This is a genomic window from Corynebacterium comes (genome assembly GCF_009734405.1).
GTDB classification, from domain to species: Bacteria; Actinomycetota; Actinomycetes; order Mycobacteriales; family Mycobacteriaceae; genus Corynebacterium; species Corynebacterium comes.
This window is the reverse complement of sequence record NZ_CP046453.1, coordinates 1,416,412-1,439,835: the sequence shown is the minus strand read 5'-3', so window position 1 is coordinate 1,439,835 and position 23,424 is coordinate 1,416,412. Positions and strand designations below refer to the sequence as shown.

The window sequence follows — 23,424 nt, the reverse complement described above, 5'->3', positions numbered from 1 at the left end:
TTTTTCGGGGCAGGGAACTTTCCCGTCACCGAATCCGACCAGTCCTGGTAGACGCGACAACAATCGCGCGCCACATGTCTTTTCACACACCTGCCGTTGGAGGAACTTTCCCTTGGAGACAATCAAGGCCTATATTGCGCTGACGAAGCCGAGGGTCATTGAGCTGCTCCTCGTAGCAACGATTCCTGCGATGCTGCAGGCCGATCGCGGCGAGAACAACATCGTCCTGATCCTGCTCACCCTGGTGGGCGGCTGGATGGGGGCGGCCGCCGCGAACACCTTCAACATGGTCGCCGACTCGGACATCGACCAGAAGATGGGCCGCACCCGTGCCAGGCCGCTGGTCCGTCACACCGTGTCCAACCGCAACGCCAGCATCTTCGCGTGGGCGCTGCTCCTCTTCTCGGTGCTGTGGCTGGGTCTGCTGGCCGACTCCTGGCTCGCCGCGTTCTTCATCGTGTTGACGAACTGGTTCTACGTCTACGTCTACACCAAGTGGTTGAAGCGTCGGACCTGGCAGAACGTGATCTGGGGCGGTGCCGCAGGCTGTATGCCGGTGATGGTCGGCTGGGCCGTGATCACCGACAACCTGCCGGAGGGCGTGCCGGCCCAGTGGTGGCAGGCGATCGTCCTGTTCATGATCATCTTCTTCTGGACCCCGCCGCACACCTGGGCCCTGGCCATGAAGTACCGCGACGACTACGAGAAGGCCGGCGTGCCGATGCTCCCGGTCGTGCGCGAGCCCGTCCATGTCACCAGGCAGATCGTCTGGTACACGTGGGCCACCGTCATCACCACCCTGTTCCTCGTCCCGGCCGCCTCGTGGATCTACCTGGCGGGCGCACTGCTGGGTGGCGTCTACTTCCTCATCATGGCGATCAAGCTGCACAGTGACGTCAAGAAGGGCCATCAGGTCAAGCCGCTGAAGTTGTTCATCCTCTCGAACAACTACCTGGCGCTGGTGTTCGTCGCCCTGTCGGTGGACGCCGTCCTCGGTTGGGAGACCATCGGCTCCATGCTGGGCTGGACCACCACGTTCTTCTAGTCCTCTGCTCCACACAGAATCAACCCCACCGGCGTCCTCGCCGGTGGGGTTGATTCTGTTTCCCGCCTGTATCCCGCGTCCTCCCGGGTCAGTCCTGCACGTGGAGGACGATCGAGCCGGTGGTTCTGCGTGCCTGGAGGTCACGGTGAGCCTGGGCGGCGTCGGAAAGGTCATAGGACCCGGAGATCCGGAACCGGAGGGTGCCGTCGACGACCGCCTGCGTCACCGCCTGCGCCCGCATGCGGAACTCGCCCTCGCCGGAGGTCCATGCACCGATGGAGGGACGGGTGAGGAAGATGGAGCCGTGCGTGTTCAGCAGCTGCGGGTCGAAGGGCTCCACGGGGCCGGAGGCGGCACCGAACAGTGCCACTGTGCCTCGGGGGCGGACGGCCTCGAGGGACTCGTGGAAGGTGTCCCTGCCGACGCCGTCGTAGACCACGTCCACGCCCACCCCGCCGTTGCGGCGGCGCACGACCTCGGCGAGGTTGTCGGAGTAGCGGAAGACCTCGGTGGCGCCGGCCTCCCTGGCCAGCTCCGCCTTCTCGTCGGAGGAGACCACGGAGAACACCCGTGCGCCCTTCGCCGCGGCCATCTGGGTGACCAGCAGCCCGACGCCGCCTGCACCGGCGGTGATGAGGCAGGAGTCACCCTCCTTGAGGTCGTACACCCCGTTGGTGAGGTAGTGGGCGGTGATGCCCTGCAGCAGCATGGAGGCCGCGACCTCCGGTGCGACGCCCTCCGGGACGGCGACCAGCCGATCGCGGGGGACACAGACCTGCTCGGCGTAGGAGCCGAAGGCGTCGCTCCAGGCGACGACGGTGCCCGCGGCGATCTCACCCCGCGGGTCGTGTGCCACCCGGCCCGTACCCTCCAGGCCCGGTACGAAGGGGAGGGGGGCGTGGTAGACGCCCTCGCGGTAGTAGGTGTCGATGAAATTGACGCCGGCCACGAGGACGTCGACAAGCACTTCGTCGTCGTCCGGGACCGGCGCCTCGATGTCGCGCAGGACGAGGACCTCAGGTCCTCCGGTTTCGGTGATCTGGATTGCCTTCATGGCATCCAGGCTAGCTACCGCACTGCGTTCGCGTCACTCTTTGAGGACGACGGCCGGGAGTCCACCCGGCGCAGACCGTGTGCGTAGAGGAACGCGGAGAAGGCGACCACGACCGAGGACATGGCGATGTGGACCGGGATGGTCCAGCGCGGGATGCCCAGGTAGAACTGGATCAGGCCGATCGCCCACTGGACGAGGATCATCGCGACCAGCACATAAGCGGTCTGCAGCGCGGCCCTGGGGGCCTTGCGGCGGCGCAGCAGCCAGGTCAGCAGCAGGGTCGTGGCGAGGTAGATGTACATCATCGCGGCATGGACGTAGGCCATGAGCCTGATGTCCACGTCGAGGCGGCCGTCCATGCCCACGCCTGCGTCACCGGAGTGGACGCCGGCACCCGTCACCATGGTGCCGGTGATGAGCACCAGCGAGAGCGCGACGGCACCGATGAGCGACAGCGTGCGGATGGACTGCGGGAACATGCGCACCGGCTGGCCCCCGTCCGGTTCGGCCAGGCGCATGTACAGCAGAGCTGCGATCCAGACGAGGACCATCGACGGCAGGAAGTGCACGGCGACCGCCCACCACTGGAGGTTCAGGAGCACGGAGACGCCACCGATGACGGCCTGCAGGATGATTCCCAGGCCGGAGATCACCGAGTAGACGATGATCTCCCGGCGACGGCCCGCCCGCAGCACCGCGACGAAGACCGCGATGGCGATCGCGGCGAGCACGAAGGTGAGCAGGCGGTTGCCGAATTCGATGGCCTGGTGGATCGCGGGGGCCGCACCCGCGACGGGTACCAGGGAGCCCTCGTGGCAGTTCGGCCAGGAGTCGCAGCCCAGACCGGAGCCGGTCACCCGCACGATGGAACCGGTGACGGTGATGCCACCTTGTGCGAGTAACAGGATGAAGGCCAGGATGCGCTGGACCTTCAGGGAAGGTCCGCGGGAGGTCCGTTGGTTGTCAGTGGCGGTCACGATGTCAGTCACGGCGCCCATCCTATCTGTGTGTTCCGGCAGGTCCGGAGAATTCCGGTGTGTCGGGTGTGTGGGGAATGTCTACGCCTCGAAGCGGAACCATCGGACCGCCGCAGCCGACGCGACGGTCGCCCAGGCGAGCAGCACGAGGCCCTCCAGCCAGGGGACGGCGCCGTCGAAGGCGAGCGTGAGACCCGAGGCCAGCGCCACCGAGGGGATCGCGGTGTACCAGCCGGCGGCGCCCAGCCCCTGCGACCAGAGCACCCAGCCGAGGACTCCCACGAGAACAACCCAGATCAGGTTGGCCAGGGCGAGCACCAGCTCGGAACTCAGCGTGCCACCCATGAGAAGACCGAGCGCGGTGAAGGCGGCGACGCCGACGAAGAGCACCACCACGCCCAAGAGCACGCCGAGGGGCTCCGCCCGCCAGCCGAGCAGGAGCGCGGACACGCCCAGGAGGAGCGTCTGCAGGCCGGCCATGACGGCGACGGCGATGACCTTGCCCGAGATGATCGTGGAGGCGGGGACTCCGGAGGCGCCGGTACGCTTGAGTGCCCCGTACCTCCGGTCGAAGGCCAGGGCGATGGCCTGACCCGTGAAACCGGAACTGGTGGTCGCGATCGCCAGGACCATGGGGAGGGTCTCCTGGATGGTGGTGTCCTCGCCGAGCAGCGGCAGCCGGGCGGTGATCAGGAGCATCGCCAGCGGGATGATCACGCTGAGCAGCTGCTGTTCGCCGTGGCGGAGGAACAGGACCGTCTCCATCCGGCCCTGGGCGGCGACCATGCGTAGGGTCGATGCGCGCTTCGGGGCAGGGGTGAAGGTGCCGGGGGTGAAACGGGTGGTGGTGACGGTGTCGTTCATGTCAGCTCCTCAGGCTCCGTCCGGTGATGTCCAGGAAGACCTCTTCCAGGTTGCGGTGGTCGACGTCGAGGCGACGGACGAGGACGTCCTGGTCGGCCGCGGCACCGGCGAGCGCGGCGACGAGCACCGGGGTGGCGGGGGTGGGGATGCAGTAGTGGAGGGGGCGGATCGCCTCAATGCCCGGGGCATCGGGGCACAGGTCGGTCAGGCGGCTTCCGGCCAGCTCGAGGTCGAGGGGACTGTCGGTCTCGAAGGTCACCCGGGCGGTGGTCTCGCCGGTGGCGGTGAGTTCTGCCGGGGTGCCCTGAGCCACGACCGAGCCCTTGTCCATGATGACGATGTGGTCTGCCAGCGCCTCCGCCTCGTCCATGAGATGGGTGGTGAGGATGACGGTGACTCCGTCGGTGCGCAGGGCGTCGATGAGCTCCCACACCGCGAGACGGGACTGGGCGTCCAGGCCCGCGGTCGGCTCGTCCAGGAATATGAGCTCGGGGCGGCCGATGATGGCCAGTGCGAGCGAGAGCCGCTGCTGTTGCCCTCCGGACAGCCGGCGCCAGGTGGTGTTGCGGACCCCGTCGAGGCCGAGGACGTCGATGAGCCACTCGGGATCGTGGGGGTTGTCGTTGTAGGCGGCCGCGAGGCGGAGCATCTCGGCGACGCGGATTCCGGAGTAGGAGCCGCCGCCCTGCAGCATGATGCCGATGCGGCGCCGGACCTCATCCGGTCGGGTGACCGGGTCGAGACCCAGGACCCGGATCTCCCCGGAGGTGGGGCGGAGGAAACCCTCGCACATTTCGATGGTGGTGGTCTTACCTGCACCGTTCGGGCCGAGCAGAGCGAACACCTCCCCTCGCCGTGCGGTCAACGAGAGCCCGTTGACGGCGGTCGTGGCACCGAAGGTCTTGACCACTGACTCAAGTTTCAGAGCCGGTCCGACCTCCCGGCCGGGCGCTCCATCGAAAGTTGCAGACACGGTTAATCAGTGTAGGCCACGGATGGTGCCACGCTGCATCAGCCACCAGCCGAGCCCCACGACGACGGCGAAGGCGAGCGCCGCCCCGAGATAGATGGCCCCGACCGTGGACGGTGGGAGTGCCAGGCCGCGGGGCAGGACGGTGAAGGAGAAGAACGTGGAGTAGGCGACCACCGCGACACGGAACAGGAAGCGGTTCGCCCACGCGGCCAGCGGGAGGATCGCCCACAGCATGTACCAGGGGTGGACGACCGGGAAGAGGATGACCAGCACGAAGGTGGCCACGCCGAGCCCGCCGATGGGGTGGATTGTGCCGCGGAAGGTGGCGAAGAGCATGCGCACCAGGAAACCGGCGGCAATGAGCACTCCGACCGCGCGGGTGATCATCAGCATGGTGTCGGTGTGGTCGCCCAGGCCGAGCAGCATGCCGATGAAGCCGGCGACGACGCCGATGTCGGTGGTCATCGACAGCCAGCTGCGTATCGACGCCGCCCCACCCTGCCCCGTCACCCAGCCGAGACCGATGCCGCTGGCTGCGGTGACCGCCGCGATGGTGGCGAGGAGCAGCAGCACCTGCACGGCCACTGCAATGACGATGGAGACGACCGGCCCGCGGCCGACCCGCACGAGATGGCGGGCGAGATTCATGCCGACGAATCCCAGGGCGAGAAAGCCGGTGACCTTCACCATCCCGGCACACCCGATGAGGGCCGCGGATGCGACGATCAGCCCTGCCGCGGCCGGGAGGTCCACGGGTTGGCCGTTGCGCCCACCGAGCTTGTCGACGCCACGCAGGCCCAGCTCCATTCCCACCAGCATCAGACCGAGCAGGACGGATTCGTTGTGGATGCCGCCGACCAGGTGGAGGATCGTCAACGGGTTGAGCATGCCCAGCCAGAGGGCGGTCACGGGGTTCACCCGGCACCGGCGGGCGAGTCGACTGATGGCCCAGCCTGCGGCCATGAGCCCGAGCAGGGAGATGAGCCGGTGTCCGACGACTCCGAGTGTGATCGAGTCGGCGGTGATGCGGCTGACCATCGACGCCAGGCTGAGCGCCACCGGGCCGTAGGGGGAGGGGGAGTGGGACCAGATGAAAGGCACCGACCGGGCCAGTGGATCCTCCGGCCCCAGCAGATCCACCGGCCCGGCCGCGTAGGGGTCCATTCCGTGGGCCACGATCGAACCCTGGGCCAGGTAGGAGTAGATGTCCTGGGTGAAGAGCGGGGCGGTGAACAGGATGGGCAGGACCCAGGCGGCGAAGGTGCGGGTGATCACCGAGGAGGTCACGGTGGCGCGGTCACCGCCCGGACTGCGGTAGGGCGCACCGACGAACGGCGCCATGAGCACCCACGCCATCACCAGCAGGCCGACGCCGACGAGCACCATGATCGAGGACGTCTGCAGCATCCGGGACATGAAGGTCCCGCCGGGGTAGGAGGAGTAGGGGTTACCCACCACGGGCAGCGCGCCGGCGCCCAGGGCGCCGAGGCCGATGAGCAGGGAGCCGATGGTGCCGATCCACCGCAGCAGCTGGAAGCGGTTGAGCTCCCGGATGGGCAGTCGGCCGGAACGCGGATGCTCGCCCGAGCCCGGATCGACGTGGAGCAGCGCGGACCGGGAGCCCGGGTACCCCAACCTCGGCAGGCTGGAGGTCAGGGCGGGCAGGATCGCCGGTCGTCTTCTTGGCACAGCGTCATCCTAGTCAGCGGGTCCGTGAGCGGTCCGACACGCCACGGGATCGAAAGGTTGGACAGGGGGAATGAATTAGGGAACACTAGTGTTGTCGAATGATAAGGCCGCCTGACAGTCGTCTGGCGGAACCGACGACTTTCAACAGGAACAGAAGACATGGCAGGGAGGTGAAGACAGTGTCCGAGAAGTCCGTTCCGGAAACCCGTTCGGTGGATGGGGACACCCGTCGTCACATCATGCTCATGCTTCTCAAACACGGGCCGTCCACCGCCTCCGACCTCGCTGCACACCTCGACATGTCCGCCGCCGGCGTCCGCCGGCATCTGGACATCCTGGTGTCGGAGGGGCTGGGGGAGACTGTCGACCGTCGCCCCCGGTCTGCCACCGCTGCCCGCGGTCGGCCGGCCAAGGCTTTCCGGCTGACCGCCCGGGGGCGTTCCCACTTCGGGCATTCCTACGATCAGCTGGCCGCGGACGCTTTAGGTGCCATCCGGGAGCTGGGGGGTGAAGAGGCGGTCCGTAAGCTGGCACACAAGCGCATTAAGCGCATCGTCGACGGGGTGACCCCGGCGGGCGAGGACGAGGAGTCCATCCAGCGCACAGCAGGTGAGCTGGCGGACGCCTTCGACCGACACGGGTACGCCACAACGGTGACCCGGGCGGGCGCAGGAATCCAGATCTGTCAGCACCACTGCCCGGTGGCCCACGTGGCCGCCGAGCACCCGGAACTGTGTGTGGCCGAGCATGAGATCATCTCCAGTCTGGTCGGCCTCCACGTCCAGCCGTTGGCCACCATCACCGGTGGCCACGGCATCTGCACGACAAACATCCCATTGACACCCATTGAGAATCTTCCAGAGGAAAGGAGCGGATCATGACCCAGGCAACGCAGAACCCAGGTTCAACCAAGCCCGAGTCCCCGATGAGCGATGACCAGATCATCGACTCGATCGGTCCGTACAACTACGGCTGGCACGACTCCGACGAAGCCGGTTCGTCCGCACGACGTGGTCTGAACGAGGAGGTCGTCCGCGACATCTCCGCAAAGAAGGACGAGCCCGAGTGGATGCTCGAGGAGCGCCTGAAGGCGCTGAGGATCTTCGGCAAGAAGCCCATGCCCACCTGGGGCGCTGATCTGTCGGGCATCAACTTCGACACGATCAAGTACTTCGTCCGCTCCACCGAGGGCCAGGCACAGTCCTGGGAGGATCTCCCCGAGGACATCAAGAACACCTACGACCGCCTGGGCATCCCGGAGGCCGAGAAGCAGCGTCTGGTCGCCGGTGTCGCCGCACAGTACGAGTCCGAGGTCGTCTACCACCAGATCCGTGAGGACCTGGAGCAGCAGGGCGTCATCTTCCTCGACACCGACACCGCCCTCAAGGAGCAGCCGGAGCTGTTCAGGGAGTATTTCGGCACGATCATCCCGGCCGGCGACAACAAGTTCTCCGCTCTCAACGCCGCTGTGTGGTCCGGTGGATCCTTCATCTACGTCCCGCCGGGTGTCCACGTGGACATCCCGCTGCAGGCCTACTTCCGCATCAACACGGAGAACATGGGCCAGTTCGAGCGCACGCTGATCATCGTCGACGAGGGCGCCTACGTCCACTACGTCGAGGGCTGTACCGCGCCGATCTACAAGTCCGACTCCCTGCACTCCGCAGTGGTCGAGATCATCGTGAAGAAGGGCGGCCGCTGCCGCTACACCACCATCCAGAACTGGTCGAACAACGTCTACAACCTGGTGACCAAGCGCGCCAAGGCTGAAGAGGGCGCGACCATGGAGTGGGTCGACGGCAACATCGGCTCCAAGGTGACCATGAAGTACCCGGCCGTGTGGATGACCGGACCGTACGCCAAGGGTGAGGTCCTCTCCGTGGCTTTCGCCGGCGAGGGCCAGTTCCAGGACACCGGCGCGAAGATGACGCACATGGCGCCGTACACCTCCTCGAACATCGTCTCCAAGTCCGTCGCACGTGGTGGCGGCCGTGCCGCCTACCGCGGCCTGGTGCAGATCAACGCCAACGCGCACCACTCGTACTCCAACGTGGAGTGCGACGCACTGCTGGTGGACAACATCTCCCGCTCGGACACGTACCCGTACAACGACATCCGCAACGACCACGTCACCCTCGGCCACGAGGCGACCGTCTCCAAGGTGTCGGAGGAGCAGCTCTTCTACCTGATGTCCCGTGGGCTGAAGGAAGAGGAGGCCATGGCGATGATCGTCCGTGGCTTCGTCGAGCCGATCGCCAAGGAGCTGCCGATGGAATACGCACTCGAGCTGAACCGACTGATTGAACTGCAGATGGAAGGGTCGGTGGGCTAACCGATGACCACAGCTACAACTGGACAGACCTCCGTAGACGCCGCAACCCCGCACAACACCAAGGGTGACGTCTTCTCCTCCTTCAACGTGGAGGACTTCCCGGTTCCGGCCGGGCGGGACGAGGAATGGCGCTTCATCTCCCTGCGCCGCATCCGTGGCCTGCACAACGGCAAGTTCGATGCGGCCGTCGAGCAGGATGTGCGTGTTGACGTCCCCGCGTCCGCCGCAGCTGCCGTCACCGTCGAAACGGTCGCCAAGGGCGACGAGCGACTCGGCCGCGCCGGCGCGCCGACCGACCGCGTCGCCGCACAGGCCTGGACCTCGATGACCGAGGCGACCTACGTCGGCGTCGCGAAGAACGCGGCGCTCGCCGAGCCGATCACCGTGACCGTCACCGGCCGCGGCGAAGGCGTCACCTCCTTCGGCGCCACCGTCATCGACCTCGCCGACGGTGCCGAGGCGACCGTCTACGTCCGTTACACCGGGACCGGCACACACGCCGACAACCTGGAGTTCGTCGTCGGAGACAACGCACGCCTGACCGTCATCGTTGACGCCGCCTGGGACCGGGGTGCGGTCCACCTCTCGGGCCAGCACGCACTGCTGGGCCGCGACGCCACTCTGCGCTACAACGCCGCGACCTTCGGCGGCGACATCGTCCGCCTGGTTCCGCGAGTGAAGTTCAGCGCCCCCGGCGGCGACGCCGAGCTACTCGGCGTGTACTTCGCCGACGACGGCCAGTACTTCGAGAACCGTCTTCTCGTGGATCACGCCATGCCGAACTGCCGTTCCAACGTCATGTACAAGGGTGCTCTGCAGGCCGATCCCGGGTCCGATCTGCCCGAGGCACACACCACCTGGGTCGGCGACGTACTCATCCGGGCCAACGCGCAGGGAACCGACACCTACGAGGTCAACCGGAACCTGCTGCTCACCGAGGGGGCACGCGCCGACGCGATCCCGAACCTGGAGATCCAGACCGGCGAGATCGCCGGTGCCGGCCACGCCGCCACCGTCGGCCGCTTCGACGATGATCAGGTGTTCTATCTGATGGCCCGCGGCATCCCCGAGGCCGAGGCGCGTCGCCTGATCATCCGTGGGTTCTTCTCCGAGGTCATCAACCGCATCCCGGTTGAGTCGATCCGTGAGGAACTGGAGCAGCGCGTCACTGACGAGCTCGAATCCGTCCACGCTTAGAACCCCCTAAAGAACCCACTTCTTCTAGACCCGAAAGAGACGTGTACATGTCCACCCTGGAAATCAAGAACCTTCACGCACAGGTGCTGCCGACGGACGGCACCGGAGAGCCGAAGGAGATCCTCAAGGGCGTCAACCTGACCATCAGGTCCGGTGAGACCCACGCCATCATGGGCCCCAACGGTTCCGGCAAGTCCACCCTGGCCTACACCATCGCCGGCCACCCCAAGTACGAGGTGACCGAGGGCGAGGTCCTGCTGGACGGCGTCAACGTCCTCGACCTCGAGGTCGACGAGCGCGCCCGCGCCGGCCTCTTCCTGGCCATGCAGTACCCGACCGAGATCCCCGGCGTGTCCTCCTCCAACTTCATGCGCTCCGCCGTCACCGCCGTCCGCGGCCAGGCGCCGAAGCTGCGCGAGTGGGTCAAGGAGCTCAACGCCGCCCGCGAGAACCTGCAGATCGACCGCTCCTTCGGCGAGCGCTCCGTCAACGAGGGCTTCTCCGGTGGCGAGAAGAAGCGCCACGAGGTCCTGCAGCTCGACCTGCTCAAGCCGAAGTTCGCCGTGCTCGACGAGACCGATTCCGGCCTCGACGTCGACGCGCTGCGCATCGTCTCGGAGGGCATCAACCGCTACCAGGATGAGACCGAGGGTGGCGTCCTGCTGATCACCCACTACAAGCGCATCCTCAACTACGTCCAGCCGGACTTCGTCCACGTGTTCGCCGACGGCCGCATCGTCACCACCGGTGGCGCCGAGCTCGCCGACCAGCTCGAGGCCGACGGCTACGACCAGTTCCTGTGATGAACGGGTACACCGTGGAGGGTGGCGGCCTGGACGTCGGGAAGATCCGGGCCGAGTTCCCGATCCTCTCGCGCACGGTGCGCGACGACCAGCCGCTGGTATACCTGGATTCCGGTGCCACCTCGCAGCGACCGCTGCGGGTGTGGAAGGCGGAGGAGGAGTTCGTGCTGAACACCTTCGCCCCCGTCCACCGGGGTGCCTACCAGCTGGCTGAGGAGGCGACCGACGCCTACGAGAACGCACGCGAGAAGATCGCGGCTTTCGTCGGGGCGCAGGGACACGAGATCGCGTTCGTGAAGAACGCCACCGAGGGTCTCAACCTGGTCGCCTACGTGCTGGGCGATGACCGAGCCGGTGATCTGCAGGTGAAGGAGGGCGACACCGTCGTCATCACCGAGCTGGAGCACCACGCGAACCTCGTTCCCTGGCAGGAGCTGTGCCGCCGCACCGGCGCCACCCTCAGGTGGTACTCGGTGACCCCGGACGGTCGCATCGACCTGGATTCCCTGGAACTCGACGATTCCGTCAAGGTCGTGGCCTTCACCCACCAGTCCAACGTGACCGGTGCGGTCAGCGACGTGGCGGAAATCGTCCGCCGGGCGAAGGCCGTCGGCGCCCTCACGGTGCTTGACGCCTGCCAGTCCGTGCCGCACATGCCGGTCGATTTCCACGAGCTGGACGTCGACTTCGCGGCCTTCTCCGGCCACAAGATGTGCGGTCCCTCCGGTGTCGGCGTGGTCTACGCCAAGGCGCCGCTCCTGGATCAACTGCCGCCTTTCCTCACCGGTGGTTCGATGATCGAGGTCGTGCGGATGGAGGAGTCCACCTATGCTCCCGCCCCGCAGCGTTTCGAGGCCGGCACCCAGATGACCAGCCAGGTCGTGGCGCTCGGTGCGGCAGTGGAGTTCCTCACCGAGATCGGCATGGCCAACATCCACGCCCACGAGCATGACCTCACCGTCTATGCGCTGGAGCGCATGCAGACCGTCGAGGGGCTGACGATCGTCGGCCCCAAGACCCCGGAGGACCGCGGTGCGGCCATCGCCTTCAACATCGAGGGTGTGCACCCGCACGACCTGGGACAGGTCCTGGACAGTCAGGGCGTGTGCATCCGTGTCGGCCACCACTGTGCGTGGCCCGCCCACCGTTGCCTGCACGCCCAGTCGACGGCCCGGGCGAGTTTCTACCTGTACAACACGCGTGCGGAGGTCGACGCCCTCGTCGACGCGATCAACCACGCCCGAGCATTCTTCGGGGTGAACTGATGAATCTGGAGTCCATGTACCAGGAAGTGATCCTGGACCACTACAAACATCCCCAGCACGCGGGTCTGCGCGACCCGTACGAGGCTGAGGTCCACCACGTGAACCCGTCCTGCGGCGACGAGCTCACGCTCCGTGTGCGGCTGTCCGAGGACGGCACGCATGTCGACGACGTGTCCTACCACGCCGAGGGCTGCTCCATCTCGCAGGCCTCGACGTCGGTCATGGCCGAGGAGATCATCGGTCAGCCGCTGGACGGCGCAATGGCAAAGCTCGCCGGGTTCGAGAAGATGATCACCTCGCGCGGCGCTGAGCAGGGCGACGAGGACCTCATCGGTGACGGCATCGCCTTCGCCGGTGTGTCCAAGTATCCTGCGCGCGTAAAGTGCGCGCTGCTGGGTTGGAAGGCCTTCCAGGCCGCCGCCGCCGACGCTCTCAACGAAAGGGAGAAGAAATGACCGAGAACAACCCGACGGACAACGTCCAGCGCCAGCGACCCGAGAATCAGACTCCCGAAAGGGAGGCACTCGCCTTCGATGTCCTGGAGTACATGCACGACGTCATTGACCCGGAGCTGGGTATCAACGTCGTCGACCTGGGACTCGTCTACGACGTCTGGGTGGAGGATCGTGACGGCGAGGACGTGGCCGTGATCAACATGACCCTGACCTCGCCCGCATGCCCGCTCACCGATGTCATCGAGGACCAGACGCAGGCCGCCCTCGTGGGTAACGGCATCGTGGACAAGATGGACCTCGAGTGGGTCTGGCTCCCGCCGTGGGGCCACCACATGATCACCGAGGACGGTCGCGAGCAGCTCCGCGCACTCGGCTTCGCCGTCTAGTCGGTGGAGGCTGCCCTGAGGCAGGAGAAGTAGAAGGCCGCGTTCGCTGGAGTCACAGCGAACGCGGTCGGCTCTTTTGTGAACATCGCGCCGACGACGCCCGCGTCCGGGTCGCCGAGGGAGCGGGCGACCCCGAGCTCATCCCAGCAGCCGACGACCATCGTCTCCGTCGTGCGGGTGGCCCCGGCGGACTCGCCGGCCCGGATCGCCTGGTCCGAGAACCCGGCGAGGAGGGCGAAAGCCGCGACAGCCAGGCCCAGAAGCAGCGGTCCACCGCTGCAACCGGAGGCCTGCTTCCGGCGTGCCGGTGGCGTCTCCGGCAGCGTCGGGGACGGCACACTGGTCCGCGGGCCGGGGTGGGAGATGGTCCGCGGGCGGGAGGGGTGCAGGGGGCGTGCACGTACCTCCTCCAGGGCGCGGGCGGGTAGCCCGTGGGCGATGAGGGCGTCGCGGAGCTGCTTGTCGGTGGGCTGGGCGTCGAAACGCAGCACCAGCGAGCCGTTCTGGAACTGGCCCGCGCGGTACTCGACGATGTAGTCGCGGCTGAGGCCGCCGGAACTGTCGGGCTGTGCGCTCATGGTTCCCAGGGTATGGGTGTTCAGCCGGGAGGGTGCCGGAAACGGCGCTCTTTAGGTATATGGGCCGTGGTTGATACACTGACCCGTTGTGATTGTCACCAATGACCTCGAAGTCCGCGTAGGCGCCCGCACCCTGCTCTCTGCGCCCGGGCCGCTGCTGCGTGTCCAACCCGGCGACCGTATCGGACTTGTGGGCCGCAACGGTGCCGGCAAGACCACCACCATGCGGATCCTGGCGGGGGAGACCAAGCCCTACGGTGGCACCGTGACCAACTCCGGCGACGTCGGTTATCTCCCGCAGGACTCCCGCGAGGGCAACATCGACCAGACGGCACTGGACCGCGTGCTCTCGGCCCGTGGGCTCGACCAGATCCGCAGCTCCATGGAACGTCAGCAGGAGATCATGGAGACGACCACGGACGCCGCCAAGATGGACGCGGCGATCGGCAAATACTCCCGTTTCGAGGAGCGCTATGCGTCCCTCGGCGGTTACGAGGCCGATTCCGAGGCCGCCCAGATCTGCGACAACCTCGGCCTGCCCGCCCGCATCCTGGACCAGCCGCTGCACACGCTCTCCGGTGGTCAGCGCCGCCGCGTGGAACTCGCCCAGATCCTCTTCGCCGCGACCAACGGCTCCGGCAAGTCGAAGACCACGCTGCTTCTCGACGAGCCGACCAACCACCTCGACGCCGACTCCATCGAGTGGCTCCGGGGTTTCCTGGCCAAGCATGAGGGCGGGCTGGTCATGATCTCGCACGACGTCGAGCTGCTCGGCGCCGTCTGCAACAAGGTCTGGTTCCTCGATGCCGTGCGTGCGGAGGCCGACGTCTACAACATGGGCTTCGCCAAGTACAAGGACGCCCGCGCCCTCGACGAGGCCCGGCGTCGCCGCGAGCGCGCCAACGCCGAGAAGAAGGCCTCCGCCCTGCACAAGCAGGCCGCGAAGCTCGGAGCCAAGGCCACCAAGGCGGCCGCCGCCAAGCAGATGCTCGCCCGCGCTGACCGCATGATCGGTCAGCTCGATGACATCCGTGTCTCCGACCGTGTCGCGGCCATCTCCTTCCCGGAGCCTGCACCCTGCGGCAAGACCCCGCTGTTCGCCAAGGGTCTGACCAAGATGTACGGCTCACTCGAGGTCTTCGCGGGCGTCGACCTGGCCATCGACAAGGGCAGCCGCGTCGTGGTCCTCGGTTTCAACGGCGCCGGTAAGACGACGCTGCTCAAGCTGCTCGCCGGTGTGGAACGTACCGACGGCGAGGGTGGAATCGTCAGCGGCCACGGACTGAAGATCGGCTACTTCGCGCAGGAACACGACACGATCGACCCGGCCAAGTCCGTGTGGCAGAACACCATCGAGGCCTGCCCGGAGGCGGGGGAGCAGGACCTGAGGGGTCTGCTCGGCTCCTTCATGTTCTCCGGCGACCAGCTCGACCAGCCCGCGGGCACCCTGTCCGGTGGTGAGAAGACCCGTCTCGCGCTTGCCGCGCTGGTGTCCTCCCGCGCCAACGTGCTGCTTCTCGACGAGCCCACCAACAACCTCGACCCCCAGTCCCGCGAGCAGGTCCTCGACGCCCTGCGCACCTACACCGGCGCCGTCGTCCTGGTCACCCACGACCCGGGTGCCGTCAAGGCCCTGGAGCCGGATCGCGTCATCGTGCTTCCCGACGGCGACGAGGACCTCTGGTCCGACGCCTACATGGAGATCGTCGAACTGGCGTAACCGTCAGCACCGTCAGCGCGCATAGCGCGTGGCGAAGTTGCGCAGAATCGCGTCATCCACGGTGAGATCCACGCCCCGGGTCGTGGCGAGGATGGCGTCGAGCTCCGCCGGATCGTGGTAGCCGGCGTTGGCGTAGATGCGCAGACGGTGCTCGAATGCTTCCGGAGCCAGTTCCGGGTGGAACTGGGTCGCGTAGACGTTCTCCTGCACCCGGAACATCTGGACGGGGCAGTTCTCGCCGGTGACCAGTACCTCGGCGACGTCGGGAAGCACGGTGATGGCCTCTTTGTGGCCGACCATCGTCGAGAAGCGCTCGGGAACTCCCTCCAGGAGAGGGTCCCGCGCACCGCGACCGGTGACGGAGACGCCGATGACGCGGGGTGTCTCGCCGTAGGTGCCGTCAATGACCGCACCGATGGCGGTGCCGACCGTGCCCACTCCGTAGCAGGCCCCGAACAGCGGGAAGTCACGCTGCAGGACCTCTTCCATGAGCGCCGCGAGGTCCGCTTCGACGCGGGTCTGCATGGGCGACTTGATCGGGCTGGAGGCGTTGAAGGGGCTGCCTCCGAGCAGGACGCCTGAGTATTCCCGCAGGTCGAGATCGCCCAGAGGGCGGGATTCGAGCCGGATCTGCACGAGCCCGTCGGGGCCGAGCCCCATCTTGGTCCGGAAGCTGACGACCTCGGCTGAGGCAGCCTCAGTCTCCGGGCGGGTGCTCAGCAGGAGGAAGGGCTTGCGCGGGTGGATCAGGGAACCGGACATACCGGGAATTCTAGTCCCGGGGCAGGTCAGCAACCTAGTTCAGCTGCCGCCGGACTAATTTGTCCGCCTCCACGGCGCCGAACACGACGAGGCCCACCACCACCGGCACCGCCCAGCCGAACCAGCCGACGCCCGTGGTGTCGAAGGCCGCCTGCATGAACGGGAGATAGCAGAAGGCGATCTGCAGGACCAGCATGATACCCACGCACATCCACGACACCGGGTTGGTGGTGAACAGCTCCTTCCGCAGGGCGCTGACCCGGGCGAACCGGGCCGTGAACAGGTAGAAGATCTGGCCCACAACCAGTGTGTTCACCGCGATGGTGCGGGAGACCTCCAGGGATGAGCCGTTCATCTGGAGGTACTGGAACACCGCGATGGTGGCGCCGCCGATGAGGGCGGAGACGAAGATGATGCGCAGGACGGCCTCGGAGTCCAGGATCGCATCGGAGGGGTCGCGCGGTCGACGCTTCATGATGCCCGGTTCGGCCGGCTCGAAGGACAACGCCAGGGACAGGGTGATGGCGGTGATGAGGTTGACCCACAACACCTGGAGTGCGGTGATCGGCAGGGTCATGCCCACGAGCATCGCCACGAAGATCACCAGGCCCTGTGCGCCGTTGGTGGGCAGCATGAACACAATCGCCTTGCGCAGGTTGTCGTAGATGGTGCGTCCCATCTTCACCGCTGCGGCGATGGTGGCGAAGTTGTCGTCGGCCAGCACCACGTCGGCGGCGTCCTTGGTGGCCTCGGTTCCCTTGTCTCCCATGGCCACGCCGACGTCGGCCTGCTTGAGGGCGGGGGCGTCGTTCACTCCGTCGCCGGTCATGGCGACGACCTCGCCGTTGGCCTGCAGCGCCCGGACGAGGCGGAGTTTGTGCTCGGGGGAGGTGCGGGCGTAAACGTCGTGGTCACGGACGATCGCCTGCAGCTCAGAGTCCGTGGCAGCCTGAAGCTCCGCACCGGTGATCGCGCGGGCACCGCGCAGGCCGATCTCCTTCGCGATGGCCGAGGCGGTCGAGGCATGATCCCCGGTGATCATCCGGACCCGAATGCCGGCCTCCTGGACGGTGGACACTGCCTCCGGGACCTCGTCCCGGGGCGGGTCGATGATGCCGTAGAGGCCGAGAAAGACGAAGCCGCCGGCATCGACGTCCGTGGTCGCCAGCCCGGTCGACGCCGATCCCTCCCGCCATGCGGCGGCGAGCACACGCATGCCGCGGGCGCCGAGGGACTCGATGTACTCCTCCCAGTACGCCTTGTCGAGGGGTTCGGTGCCCTGCCCCGGCGCGCTCTGGCGATCGCAGCGCTCGAGCAGCCGGTCCGGTGCACCCTTGAGGTGGACGGTCGGGCCTTCGGGCATCTGGTCGAGGGTGGCCATGTACTTGTGCTCGGAGTCGAAGGGCACGGCGGCGATCCGGCGCTCTCTCTTCGCCAACCCCGCCTTCAGCGCGAAGGTGCAGATGCCGCCGTCGGTCGGCTCACCGGTGAGCCGCCACTCGCCGTCCCGCTTCTCGACGCTCGCGTCATTCGCGTACAACGCGACCTCGGCGATCCTCGCCAGATCGGGGTGCTCGGCGAGGTTGACGGGGGCGTCAGCAAGCAGAATCTCGCCGTCGGGGGAGTACCCGGTGCCCGTGACCTCATAAGTGTGTTCGCGGGTGTGGATCGCCCGGACCGTCATCTCATTACGAGTGAGGGTGCCGGTCTTGTCGGTGCAGATGGTGGTGACCGAGCCCAGGGTCTCCACGGAAGCGAGTCTCCGGGTGATGGCGTTGCGGTCGGCCATCTTCTGCACGCCGAGTGCCAGGGTGATCGCCATGACGGCGGGCAGGCCCTCGGGGATCGCGGCGACCGCGAAGCCGATGGCGGACATGAGGACATCACCCCAGCCGGTGTCGTAGATGACCACGGACACGATCACCATGAGGACAGCGAGCAGCACCGCGCCGACGGCCAGGATGGAGGAGAATCGCGTCATCGAGCGGGTCAACGGGGTTTCGACTCTCTCCACTTCCCCGAGCATCGTGGTGATGTGACCGATCTGGGTGTCCGAGCCGGTGGCGGTGACCACACCGAGCCCGGAACCCGCGGCCACCGACGTGCCCGAAAATGCCATGGAGGAGCGGTCCCCCAGGTCAGCGTCCTCGGCGGCGGGTCCGGTGTCCTTGTCCGCGGGCACAGATTCGCCGGTCAGCGCGGACTCCTCGATGCGGAGGCTGGTGGTCTCGAAGAGACGCAGGTCGGCGGGGACCTTGTCGCCGGCCCGGAGCTTCACCACATCACCCGGGACCAGCTCCTCCGATTCGAGGGTGACCCATGTGCCGTCGCGACGGACCTCGGAGGAGGGGGAGAGCATGTCACGGATCGCGGCGAGGGCGTTCGCGGCCTTACCCTCCTGCAGAAAACCGACGAGCGCGTTGATGATCACCACTGCGGCGATGACGATGGTGTCCACCACATGGCCCAGGAGGGCCGTGGTCACGGCCGCGCCGATGAGCACGTAGATCATCGGGTCGCGGAACTGACGCAGCAGCCGCTGGAGGGAGGTCTCCTCCCTGGTCTGGGGCAGGGCGTTGGGTCCGTACCTCTCCAGCGCCGAGGAGGCGGCCTCCCGGCTCAGCCCCTCCGGACGGCTGTCGAGTTCATGGAAGACTTCGCTGACGTCGGTGGAATGCGCTGGGGAGCTCACACAGGAGCATTCTACCCGTGTGAGCCCCGACGCATCAGTTACGAAGTCCGTGCACCGGGGCCGGGATGTAGCCCCCACGGCCGATGAATCCGGCGTTGCCGACCTGGTTGACCGGGATCACCGGGGCGTAGCCGAGGAGCCCACCGAAGTTCACCTCGTCGCCGGGTTTCGTCCCCGGAACCGGGATGACGCGGACGGCGGTCGTCTTGTGGTTCATCACACCGATGGCGGCTTCATCGGCGATCATGCCCGCGATGGTCTCCGCGGTGGTGTCCCCGGGTATGGCGATCATGTCGAAGCCGACGGAACAGATCGCGGTCATGGCCTCCAGCTTGTCCATGGTGATGGACCCGGCGCGGACCGCGTCGATCATGCCCTTGTCCTCGGAGACCGGGATGAAGGAACCGGACAGTCCGCCCACGCGGGAACAGGCCATCATTCCGCCCTTCTTCACGGCGTCGTTGAGCAGTGCGAGGGCGGCGGTGGTCCCGTGGGTGCCCACCTGATCCAGCCCCATGCTCTCGAGGATGTGGGCGACCGAATCACCCTGCTCCGCAGTGGGGGCGAGCGAGAGGTCGACGATGCCGAAGGGGACGCCGAGACGCTCCGCGGCCATGTCGCCGACGAGCTGGCCTGCGCGGGTGATCTTGAAGGCGGCCTTCTTGATCTCCTCTGCCACCTGGTCCAGGGTCGCCGTCTTCTCGAGGGATTCCAGGGCGCGGTTGACCACACCCGGCCCCGAGACGCCCACGGACACGACGCAGTCCGGTTCCTCGACACCGTGGTAGGCACCCGCCATGAAGGGGTTGTCGCCGACGGAGTTGGCGAACACGACCAGCTTCGCGCACGCGATGGCGGAGCGGTCCTTCGTCAGTTCGGCCGCCTCCTTGATGATCCGACCCATCTCAGCTGCGGCGTTCATGTTGATGCCGGCCCGGGAGGTGGCGATGTTGACAGATCCACAGACCAGATCGGTCTCACTCAGCGCTTCGGGGATCGAGCGGATCAGGGCCTTCTCCGAGGTTGTCGCGCCCTTGGCCACGAGGGCGGAGTAGCCGCCGAGGAAGTTGACGCCCACCTCCTTCGCGGCCTTGTCCAGGGCGCGGGCCACGTCAGCGGGGTTCCCCTCCCGCCCGGCGGTGATGAGCGCAATCGGGGTCACCGAGATCCGCTTGTTCACGATCGGGATGCCCAGCTCGGCCTCGATGCCCTCGCACACCTCGACGAGCCGCGCCGCCTGGGTGACCACACGGTCGTAGACAGCCCGGCAGGTCTCCTCCATGGTGGTGCGGGTGCAGTCGAGCAGGGAGATGCCCATGGTGACGGTGCGGATATCGAGGCGGTACTTCTCGATCATCTCGATCGTGTCGAGGATGTCGCGGGAGTTCAGATGGAAGCTCATGGTGTGTTCCCCGTCTAGATTTCGTTGACTGCGGTGAACAGAGCCTCGGACTGGATTCGGATGACCAGGCCCTGCGATTCCTCCACAGGTTCCATGGCCTTCTTGATACGGGTGATGTCATTGACCGACTCATCGAACTCCACCCGGAGAATCATGGTGAAGAAGTTGTCCATGATGGTCTGGGAGACATCGAGGATGTTGATGTCCAGTTCGGCGAGGGCAGTGGTGACGGATGCGATGATTCCGGTGTGATCGACACCGGTGACGGTCATGATGGCAAACATACAACCAATGATAGGGGCCGCTCCCTCCCGAGGCGGTTTCGCCGAAATTTGCCGCAGGTGAGAAGGCGGATCGGTAGACTTGCGGGCATGAACAGCAGAAACCCCAGTGTCGCCAAGGCGCGGACAGAGTTCGCAGATCTGCCCACCACCGCCAGAGTCAGCATCATCGTCGCAGCGGCAGTGGAGGTGACATCAAAGATCGCCGCGTGGGTCGACCTGTACCGCCGTCCGGCCGACAAGGTCCGGGGGCCGAAGTGGGCCTGGGCAGCAGCCCAGCTGATCAATGGCTTCGGCCCGGCCGCGTACTGGAGCTTCGGCCGGAAGTGACCGGCAGAGGAAACCTCACCTATCCCTCCCACCTCCAGTTGGCCACCCTGAAACTGGCGGCCGGACGCAGTCCTGCAGAACTCGGGCTGAACCGGTGGACCATCATCGATCACGCGGACATCCTCGGCCACGGTGAAGAGTGCTTCCGGGAGGCCGGTCGCCGGGTTCTCACCTGGCAGGCACATCGTCGGGCCCGTGTGCGTGCGGAGCGTTTCGGACCGCTGGTTCGGCTTCACATCGGCCCTCTGATGTCCTCGTGTTTCGTGTTGATGGAGGAGCAGACCGCCACCCGCACGGTCCTGGTCTACGGAACGCTTCCCTCCCACGTGGAGCTGGGGGAGGAGGCGTTCATCGTCGAACTCGCCACGGACGGGACCGTCACCGGCCGGGTCGTCGCCTTTTCCCGGCACTCGTGGTGGCTGGCCAAACTCGGTGGCCCCGTCGCCCGCGCCGTCCAGCGTCGGGCCAGCCGTGCCTATGTCGCGGGCATGCGCCCCTGAAACTTTCCGTAGGGTGGGGACATGAGTGACGCACAGAGCAGTAACCCAGGGAAAGTTCTCATCATCGGCGGCCACGGCAAGGTCGCTCAGCTGGTCACCCCACGCCTGATCTCCGCCGGCCTGGACGTGACCTCGCTGATCCGTAACCCGGAACATGCCCCGGATATCGAGGCGCTCGGTTCCACTCCGCTCATCCGTGATCTGACCGGACTGAGCGTCGGGGACTGGGCGGCACTGCTGCAGGATTATGACACCGCGATCTGGACGGCCGGCAACGCAGGCAAGGACGGCGCAACCGCCACGTACAACATCGACCGTGACGGCGCGCTGGCCTGCATCGAGGCGCTGGGTCAGCTGCGGGACGAGCGTGGAGACGCCCCGCGTCTGCTCATGGTGTCCTACCTCGGCTCGCTGGATCACGGCGTGGACCCGGAGGACTCCTTCTATCCTTACGCGGACGCCAAGGAGGCCGTCGACCGCAGACTGCTCGCCTCTGACCTGGAGTATCTCATCCTCGCACCGGGGCGTCTGACGATGGAGCCGGCCGGGGGACTGGCGGTCGTCGATAATGTCCGTCCGGAGTACAGCTCAGTGACAACCTCACGGGAACTGGTGGCGAAGGTGCTGGTGGAGATGGCCACCCGCGAACAGCTCCCGGACCGCCAGGTCCTCGCGTTCGTGGACGCCGAGGGCGGCGCCGGGGCGGGAGAGGCCGCGCTCAGCCGGCTCTGAGCCCCTCAGACGGTCTGGAGCGGCTGCCCGCAGTAGTCCACGAAGTTCTTGAGCAGCCGGTTGCTCCACACGGTGTCGACCGACGGAAGAGACGCGACGATCGCGTGGTAGTCATCCGGAGAGAAATACCCGTAGTCGTAGTAGAAGTCCATGCGGTCCTTCATGGCCTCCGCGTCCATGTCCGCGTGGAACTGGGTCGCCCACACCTGCTCCCCGGAACGGAAGAACTGGACCGGGCAGGATGGTCCGGTAGCCAGGACAGTGATCCCCTTGCCGGGCTTCTCGACGCTCTCCGTATGTCCGGTCAGCGACGTGAACATCTCCGGCATGTCGACGCACAGGGGATCCCGGTGGCCTTCTTCCGTGAGCTCGATGACCGTCCTGCCCGAACCCTCCGCGTAGGTGGGCCCGATCTGGCCGCCATTGATGTGGGTCAGCCAGCTGGCTCCGTAACAGACGAGGAACACGGGGACGCCGACGGCACAGATGCGGGCCAGCTCCGCGTGGACGTGGAGCTGCCACTCGTCCCAGTGACGGTTGGTGATGTTGAGGGAACTTCCGCCGACCATCACCCCGTCATACTCACCGAGGTCGCCGGCGGAGATGTCGACGTCGGAGATGTTGACGTGGGTCAGTTCCTCCGGATCAAGACGGGTGGCCCGGAGGAAATCACGCAGCTCTGCGGCCGCAATCTGGTCGGCCAGTTCACCGGAGCGCAGAGAGACGAGAAGGAAGTTCGACATATGGAGTGAGTGTATACGCTCGACCGTGCGAACCTATGAGCGACGCCGCACGGTTCCCTCCACCAGGTCGAGCACCTGCTCTAGACCCTCGGTGGAGCCGCCGGAGGCCAGACGGGTGATCAGACCGTCGAGGAAAGTCTCCAGGTAGGTGTGCAGGATCTCCGGTGTGACGTCCGTGCGCATGCGCCCGTCTGCCCCCAGGCGGGCGAGACGTTCGCGAACGGCCTTGTCCAGGACCTCCTGGTGTTCGCGCCACCGTGAGCGGAATCCGGCGTCGGTACGCAGCATCTTGGAGATCTCCAGCCGCGTGGCCAACCAGTCGTGGCGTTCGGGATGATGGAGGATGTCCCGCATCACCTCGACCAGGCCCTCCTCGGCGACCAGTTCGGCCTGCCGGGCAGCGTCCTCCCGGGCCAGCGTGAGAAACAGGTTCTCCTTGTCACTGAAGTGGTGGAAGATCGCCCCCCGGGATTTCCCCGTGGCCTGCTCCAGACGGCGTACGGTCGCGCCTTCGTAGCCGTGCTCGGCGAAGCAACGCCTGGCACCCTCGAGAATGTCGGCGCGCCTGCGCGAGAGCTCGGTGTCGCTGACCACGGGCATGGGGGGATCTCCTGTTCGCAGGAAAAGCTGGAAAAGCAGGAAAA

At 66.6% G+C, this 23,424-nt stretch carries 24 protein-coding genes; 12 read left to right on the top strand and 12 right to left on the bottom strand.

The window, feature by feature from the left end:
* Positions 1–112 precede the first annotated feature (112 nt).
* Complete coding sequence (locus CETAM_RS06945) at positions 113–1,045, top strand: heme o synthase (protein ID WP_197085680.1); 933 nt, start codon at positions 113–115, stop codon at positions 1,043–1,045.
* An 88-nt stretch (positions 1,046–1,133) separates the two neighbouring features.
* Here CETAM_RS06945 and CETAM_RS06940 read toward each other — a convergent pair whose 3' ends face one another.
* The 5 genes from CETAM_RS06940 to mptB are packed head-to-tail and all read right to left on the bottom strand — an operon-like array spanning position 1,134 to position 6,602.
* The gene (locus CETAM_RS06940; RefSeq protein ID WP_156228190.1) at positions 1,134–2,099 is read right to left on the bottom strand and encodes a quinone oxidoreductase family protein; all 966 of its coding nucleotides are present in this window, start codon (positions 2,097–2,099) and stop codon (positions 1,134–1,136) included.
* Between the two features lie 14 nt (positions 2,100–2,113).
* A complete protein-coding gene (locus tag CETAM_RS06935) occupies positions 2,114–3,097 on the bottom strand; it encodes a COX15/CtaA family protein (RefSeq protein WP_156228189.1) in 984 nt (327 codons plus the stop codon).
* Between the two features lie 60 nt (positions 3,098–3,157).
* On the bottom strand, positions 3,158–3,940 hold the full coding sequence (locus tag CETAM_RS06930) for an ABC transporter permease (RefSeq protein ID WP_156228188.1): 783 nt from the start codon (positions 3,938–3,940) through the stop codon (positions 3,158–3,160).
* A gap of 1 nt (position 3,941) precedes the next feature.
* The gene (locus tag CETAM_RS06925; RefSeq protein ID WP_156228187.1) at positions 3,942–4,913 is read right to left on the bottom strand and encodes an ABC transporter ATP-binding protein; all 972 of its coding nucleotides are present in this window, start codon (positions 4,911–4,913) and stop codon (positions 3,942–3,944) included.
* A 6-nt stretch (positions 4,914–4,919) separates the two neighbouring features.
* Positions 4,920–6,602, bottom strand: coding sequence for a polyprenol phosphomannose-dependent alpha 1,6 mannosyltransferase MptB (mptB, locus tag CETAM_RS06920; protein ID WP_156228186.1), 1,683 nt, complete (start codon positions 6,600–6,602; stop codon positions 4,920–4,922).
* Positions 6,603–6,700: 98 nt separating this feature from the next.
* On the opposite strand from mptB, the gene CETAM_RS06915 reads away from it, so the two are divergent.
* From CETAM_RS06915 to CETAM_RS06885, 7 genes are read left to right on the top strand one after another with little or no spacing between them, the layout of a single operon-like run.
* The gene (locus CETAM_RS06915) at positions 6,701–7,483 is read left to right on the top strand and encodes a helix-turn-helix transcriptional regulator (RefSeq protein ID WP_156228185.1); all 783 of its coding nucleotides are present in this window, start codon (positions 6,701–6,703) and stop codon (positions 7,481–7,483) included.
* Positions 7,480–8,934: a Fe-S cluster assembly protein SufB gene (sufB, locus tag CETAM_RS06910; protein ID WP_156228184.1), complete on the top strand. Its 1,455-nt coding sequence runs from the start codon at positions 7,480–7,482 to the stop codon at positions 8,932–8,934. The genes CETAM_RS06915 and sufB overlap by 4 nt, the downstream gene beginning before the upstream one ends.
* 3 nt (positions 8,935–8,937) lie before the next feature.
* Positions 8,938–10,131, top strand: coding sequence for a Fe-S cluster assembly protein SufD (gene sufD, locus CETAM_RS06905; protein WP_156228183.1), 1,194 nt, complete (start codon positions 8,938–8,940; stop codon positions 10,129–10,131).
* 47 nt (positions 10,132–10,178) lie between these two features.
* Positions 10,179–10,934 carry a Fe-S cluster assembly ATPase SufC gene (gene sufC, locus CETAM_RS06900; protein ID WP_156228182.1) on the top strand — a complete coding sequence of 252 codons (756 nt, stop codon included), beginning with the start codon at positions 10,179–10,181 and terminating at the stop codon, positions 10,932–10,934.
* Complete coding sequence (locus tag CETAM_RS06895; protein WP_156228181.1) at positions 10,934–12,199, top strand: cysteine desulfurase; 1,266 nt, start codon at positions 10,934–10,936, stop codon at positions 12,197–12,199. Before sufC ends, CETAM_RS06895 begins: the two co-directional genes overlap by 1 nt.
* The gene (gene sufU / locus CETAM_RS06890) at positions 12,199–12,654 is read left to right on the top strand and encodes a Fe-S cluster assembly sulfur transfer protein SufU (RefSeq protein WP_156228180.1); all 456 of its coding nucleotides are present in this window, start codon (positions 12,199–12,201) and stop codon (positions 12,652–12,654) included. The genes CETAM_RS06895 and sufU overlap by 1 nt, the downstream gene beginning before the upstream one ends.
* Positions 12,651–13,040 (top strand): metal-sulfur cluster assembly factor, encoded by a 390-nt coding sequence (locus CETAM_RS06885; RefSeq protein ID WP_156228179.1) that lies wholly within the window; start codon positions 12,651–12,653, stop codon positions 13,038–13,040. Before sufU ends, CETAM_RS06885 begins: the two co-directional genes overlap by 4 nt.
* Here the strand turns inward: CETAM_RS06885 and CETAM_RS06880 are convergent.
* Positions 13,037–13,618 carry a hypothetical protein gene (locus tag CETAM_RS06880; RefSeq protein ID WP_156228178.1) on the bottom strand — a complete coding sequence of 194 codons (582 nt, stop codon included), beginning with the start codon at positions 13,616–13,618 and terminating at the stop codon, positions 13,037–13,039. The two genes, CETAM_RS06885 and CETAM_RS06880, sit on opposite strands and share 4 nt — an antisense overlap.
* Before the next feature lie 88 nt (positions 13,619–13,706).
* Here CETAM_RS06880 and CETAM_RS06875 point away from each other — a divergent pair, with 88 nt between their 5' ends.
* Positions 13,707–15,338: an ABC-F family ATP-binding cassette domain-containing protein gene (locus CETAM_RS06875; protein ID WP_156228177.1), complete on the top strand. Its 1,632-nt coding sequence runs from the start codon at positions 13,707–13,709 to the stop codon at positions 15,336–15,338.
* A gap of 12 nt (positions 15,339–15,350) precedes the next feature.
* Here the strand turns inward: CETAM_RS06875 and CETAM_RS06870 are convergent, their stop codons facing one another.
* The 4 genes from CETAM_RS06870 to CETAM_RS06855 are packed head-to-tail and all read right to left on the bottom strand — an operon-like array spanning position 15,351 to position 20,478.
* Positions 15,351–16,100, bottom strand: a complete 750-nt coding sequence (locus CETAM_RS06870; RefSeq protein WP_156228176.1) for a glutamine amidotransferase — start codon at positions 16,098–16,100, stop codon at positions 15,351–15,353.
* Between the two features lie 34 nt (positions 16,101–16,134).
* Complete coding sequence (locus tag CETAM_RS06865; RefSeq protein WP_156228175.1) at positions 16,135–18,792, bottom strand: cation-transporting P-type ATPase; 2,658 nt, start codon at positions 18,790–18,792, stop codon at positions 16,135–16,137.
* A 34-nt stretch (positions 18,793–18,826) separates the two neighbouring features.
* Positions 18,827–20,194, bottom strand: a complete 1,368-nt coding sequence (locus CETAM_RS06860; RefSeq protein WP_156228174.1) for a PFL family protein — start codon at positions 20,192–20,194, stop codon at positions 18,827–18,829.
* Between the two features lie 14 nt (positions 20,195–20,208).
* The gene (locus tag CETAM_RS06855; protein WP_156228173.1) at positions 20,209–20,478 is read right to left on the bottom strand and encodes an ACT domain-containing protein; all 270 of its coding nucleotides are present in this window, start codon (positions 20,476–20,478) and stop codon (positions 20,209–20,211) included.
* Positions 20,479–20,565: 87 nt separating this feature from the next.
* Between CETAM_RS06855 and CETAM_RS06850 the strand changes: the two genes are divergently transcribed.
* From CETAM_RS06850 to CETAM_RS06840, 3 genes are read left to right on the top strand one after another with little or no spacing between them, the layout of a single operon-like run.
* Positions 20,566–20,805 (top strand): PLDc N-terminal domain-containing protein, encoded by a 240-nt coding sequence (locus CETAM_RS06850; protein ID WP_156228172.1) that lies wholly within the window; start codon positions 20,566–20,568, stop codon positions 20,803–20,805.
* The gene (locus CETAM_RS06845; RefSeq protein WP_156228171.1) at positions 20,802–21,305 is read left to right on the top strand and encodes a DUF1990 domain-containing protein; all 504 of its coding nucleotides are present in this window, start codon (positions 20,802–20,804) and stop codon (positions 21,303–21,305) included. The genes CETAM_RS06850 and CETAM_RS06845 overlap by 4 nt, the downstream gene beginning before the upstream one ends.
* 21 nt (positions 21,306–21,326) lie before the next feature.
* Positions 21,327–22,037 carry an NAD(P)H-binding protein gene (locus CETAM_RS06840; RefSeq protein WP_156228170.1) on the top strand — a complete coding sequence of 237 codons (711 nt, stop codon included), beginning with the start codon at positions 21,327–21,329 and terminating at the stop codon, positions 22,035–22,037.
* A gap of 5 nt (positions 22,038–22,042) precedes the next feature.
* On the opposite strand, the gene CETAM_RS06835 is transcribed toward CETAM_RS06840, so the two are convergent.
* Positions 22,043–22,780: a glutamine amidotransferase gene (locus tag CETAM_RS06835; protein ID WP_156228169.1), complete on the bottom strand. Its 738-nt coding sequence runs from the start codon at positions 22,778–22,780 to the stop codon at positions 22,043–22,045.
* A 33-nt stretch (positions 22,781–22,813) separates the two neighbouring features.
* Positions 22,814–23,380 carry a TetR/AcrR family transcriptional regulator gene (locus CETAM_RS06830; RefSeq protein WP_156228168.1) on the bottom strand — a complete coding sequence of 189 codons (567 nt, stop codon included), beginning with the start codon at positions 23,378–23,380 and terminating at the stop codon, positions 22,814–22,816.
* Between the last annotated feature and the right edge of the window lie 44 nt (positions 23,381–23,424).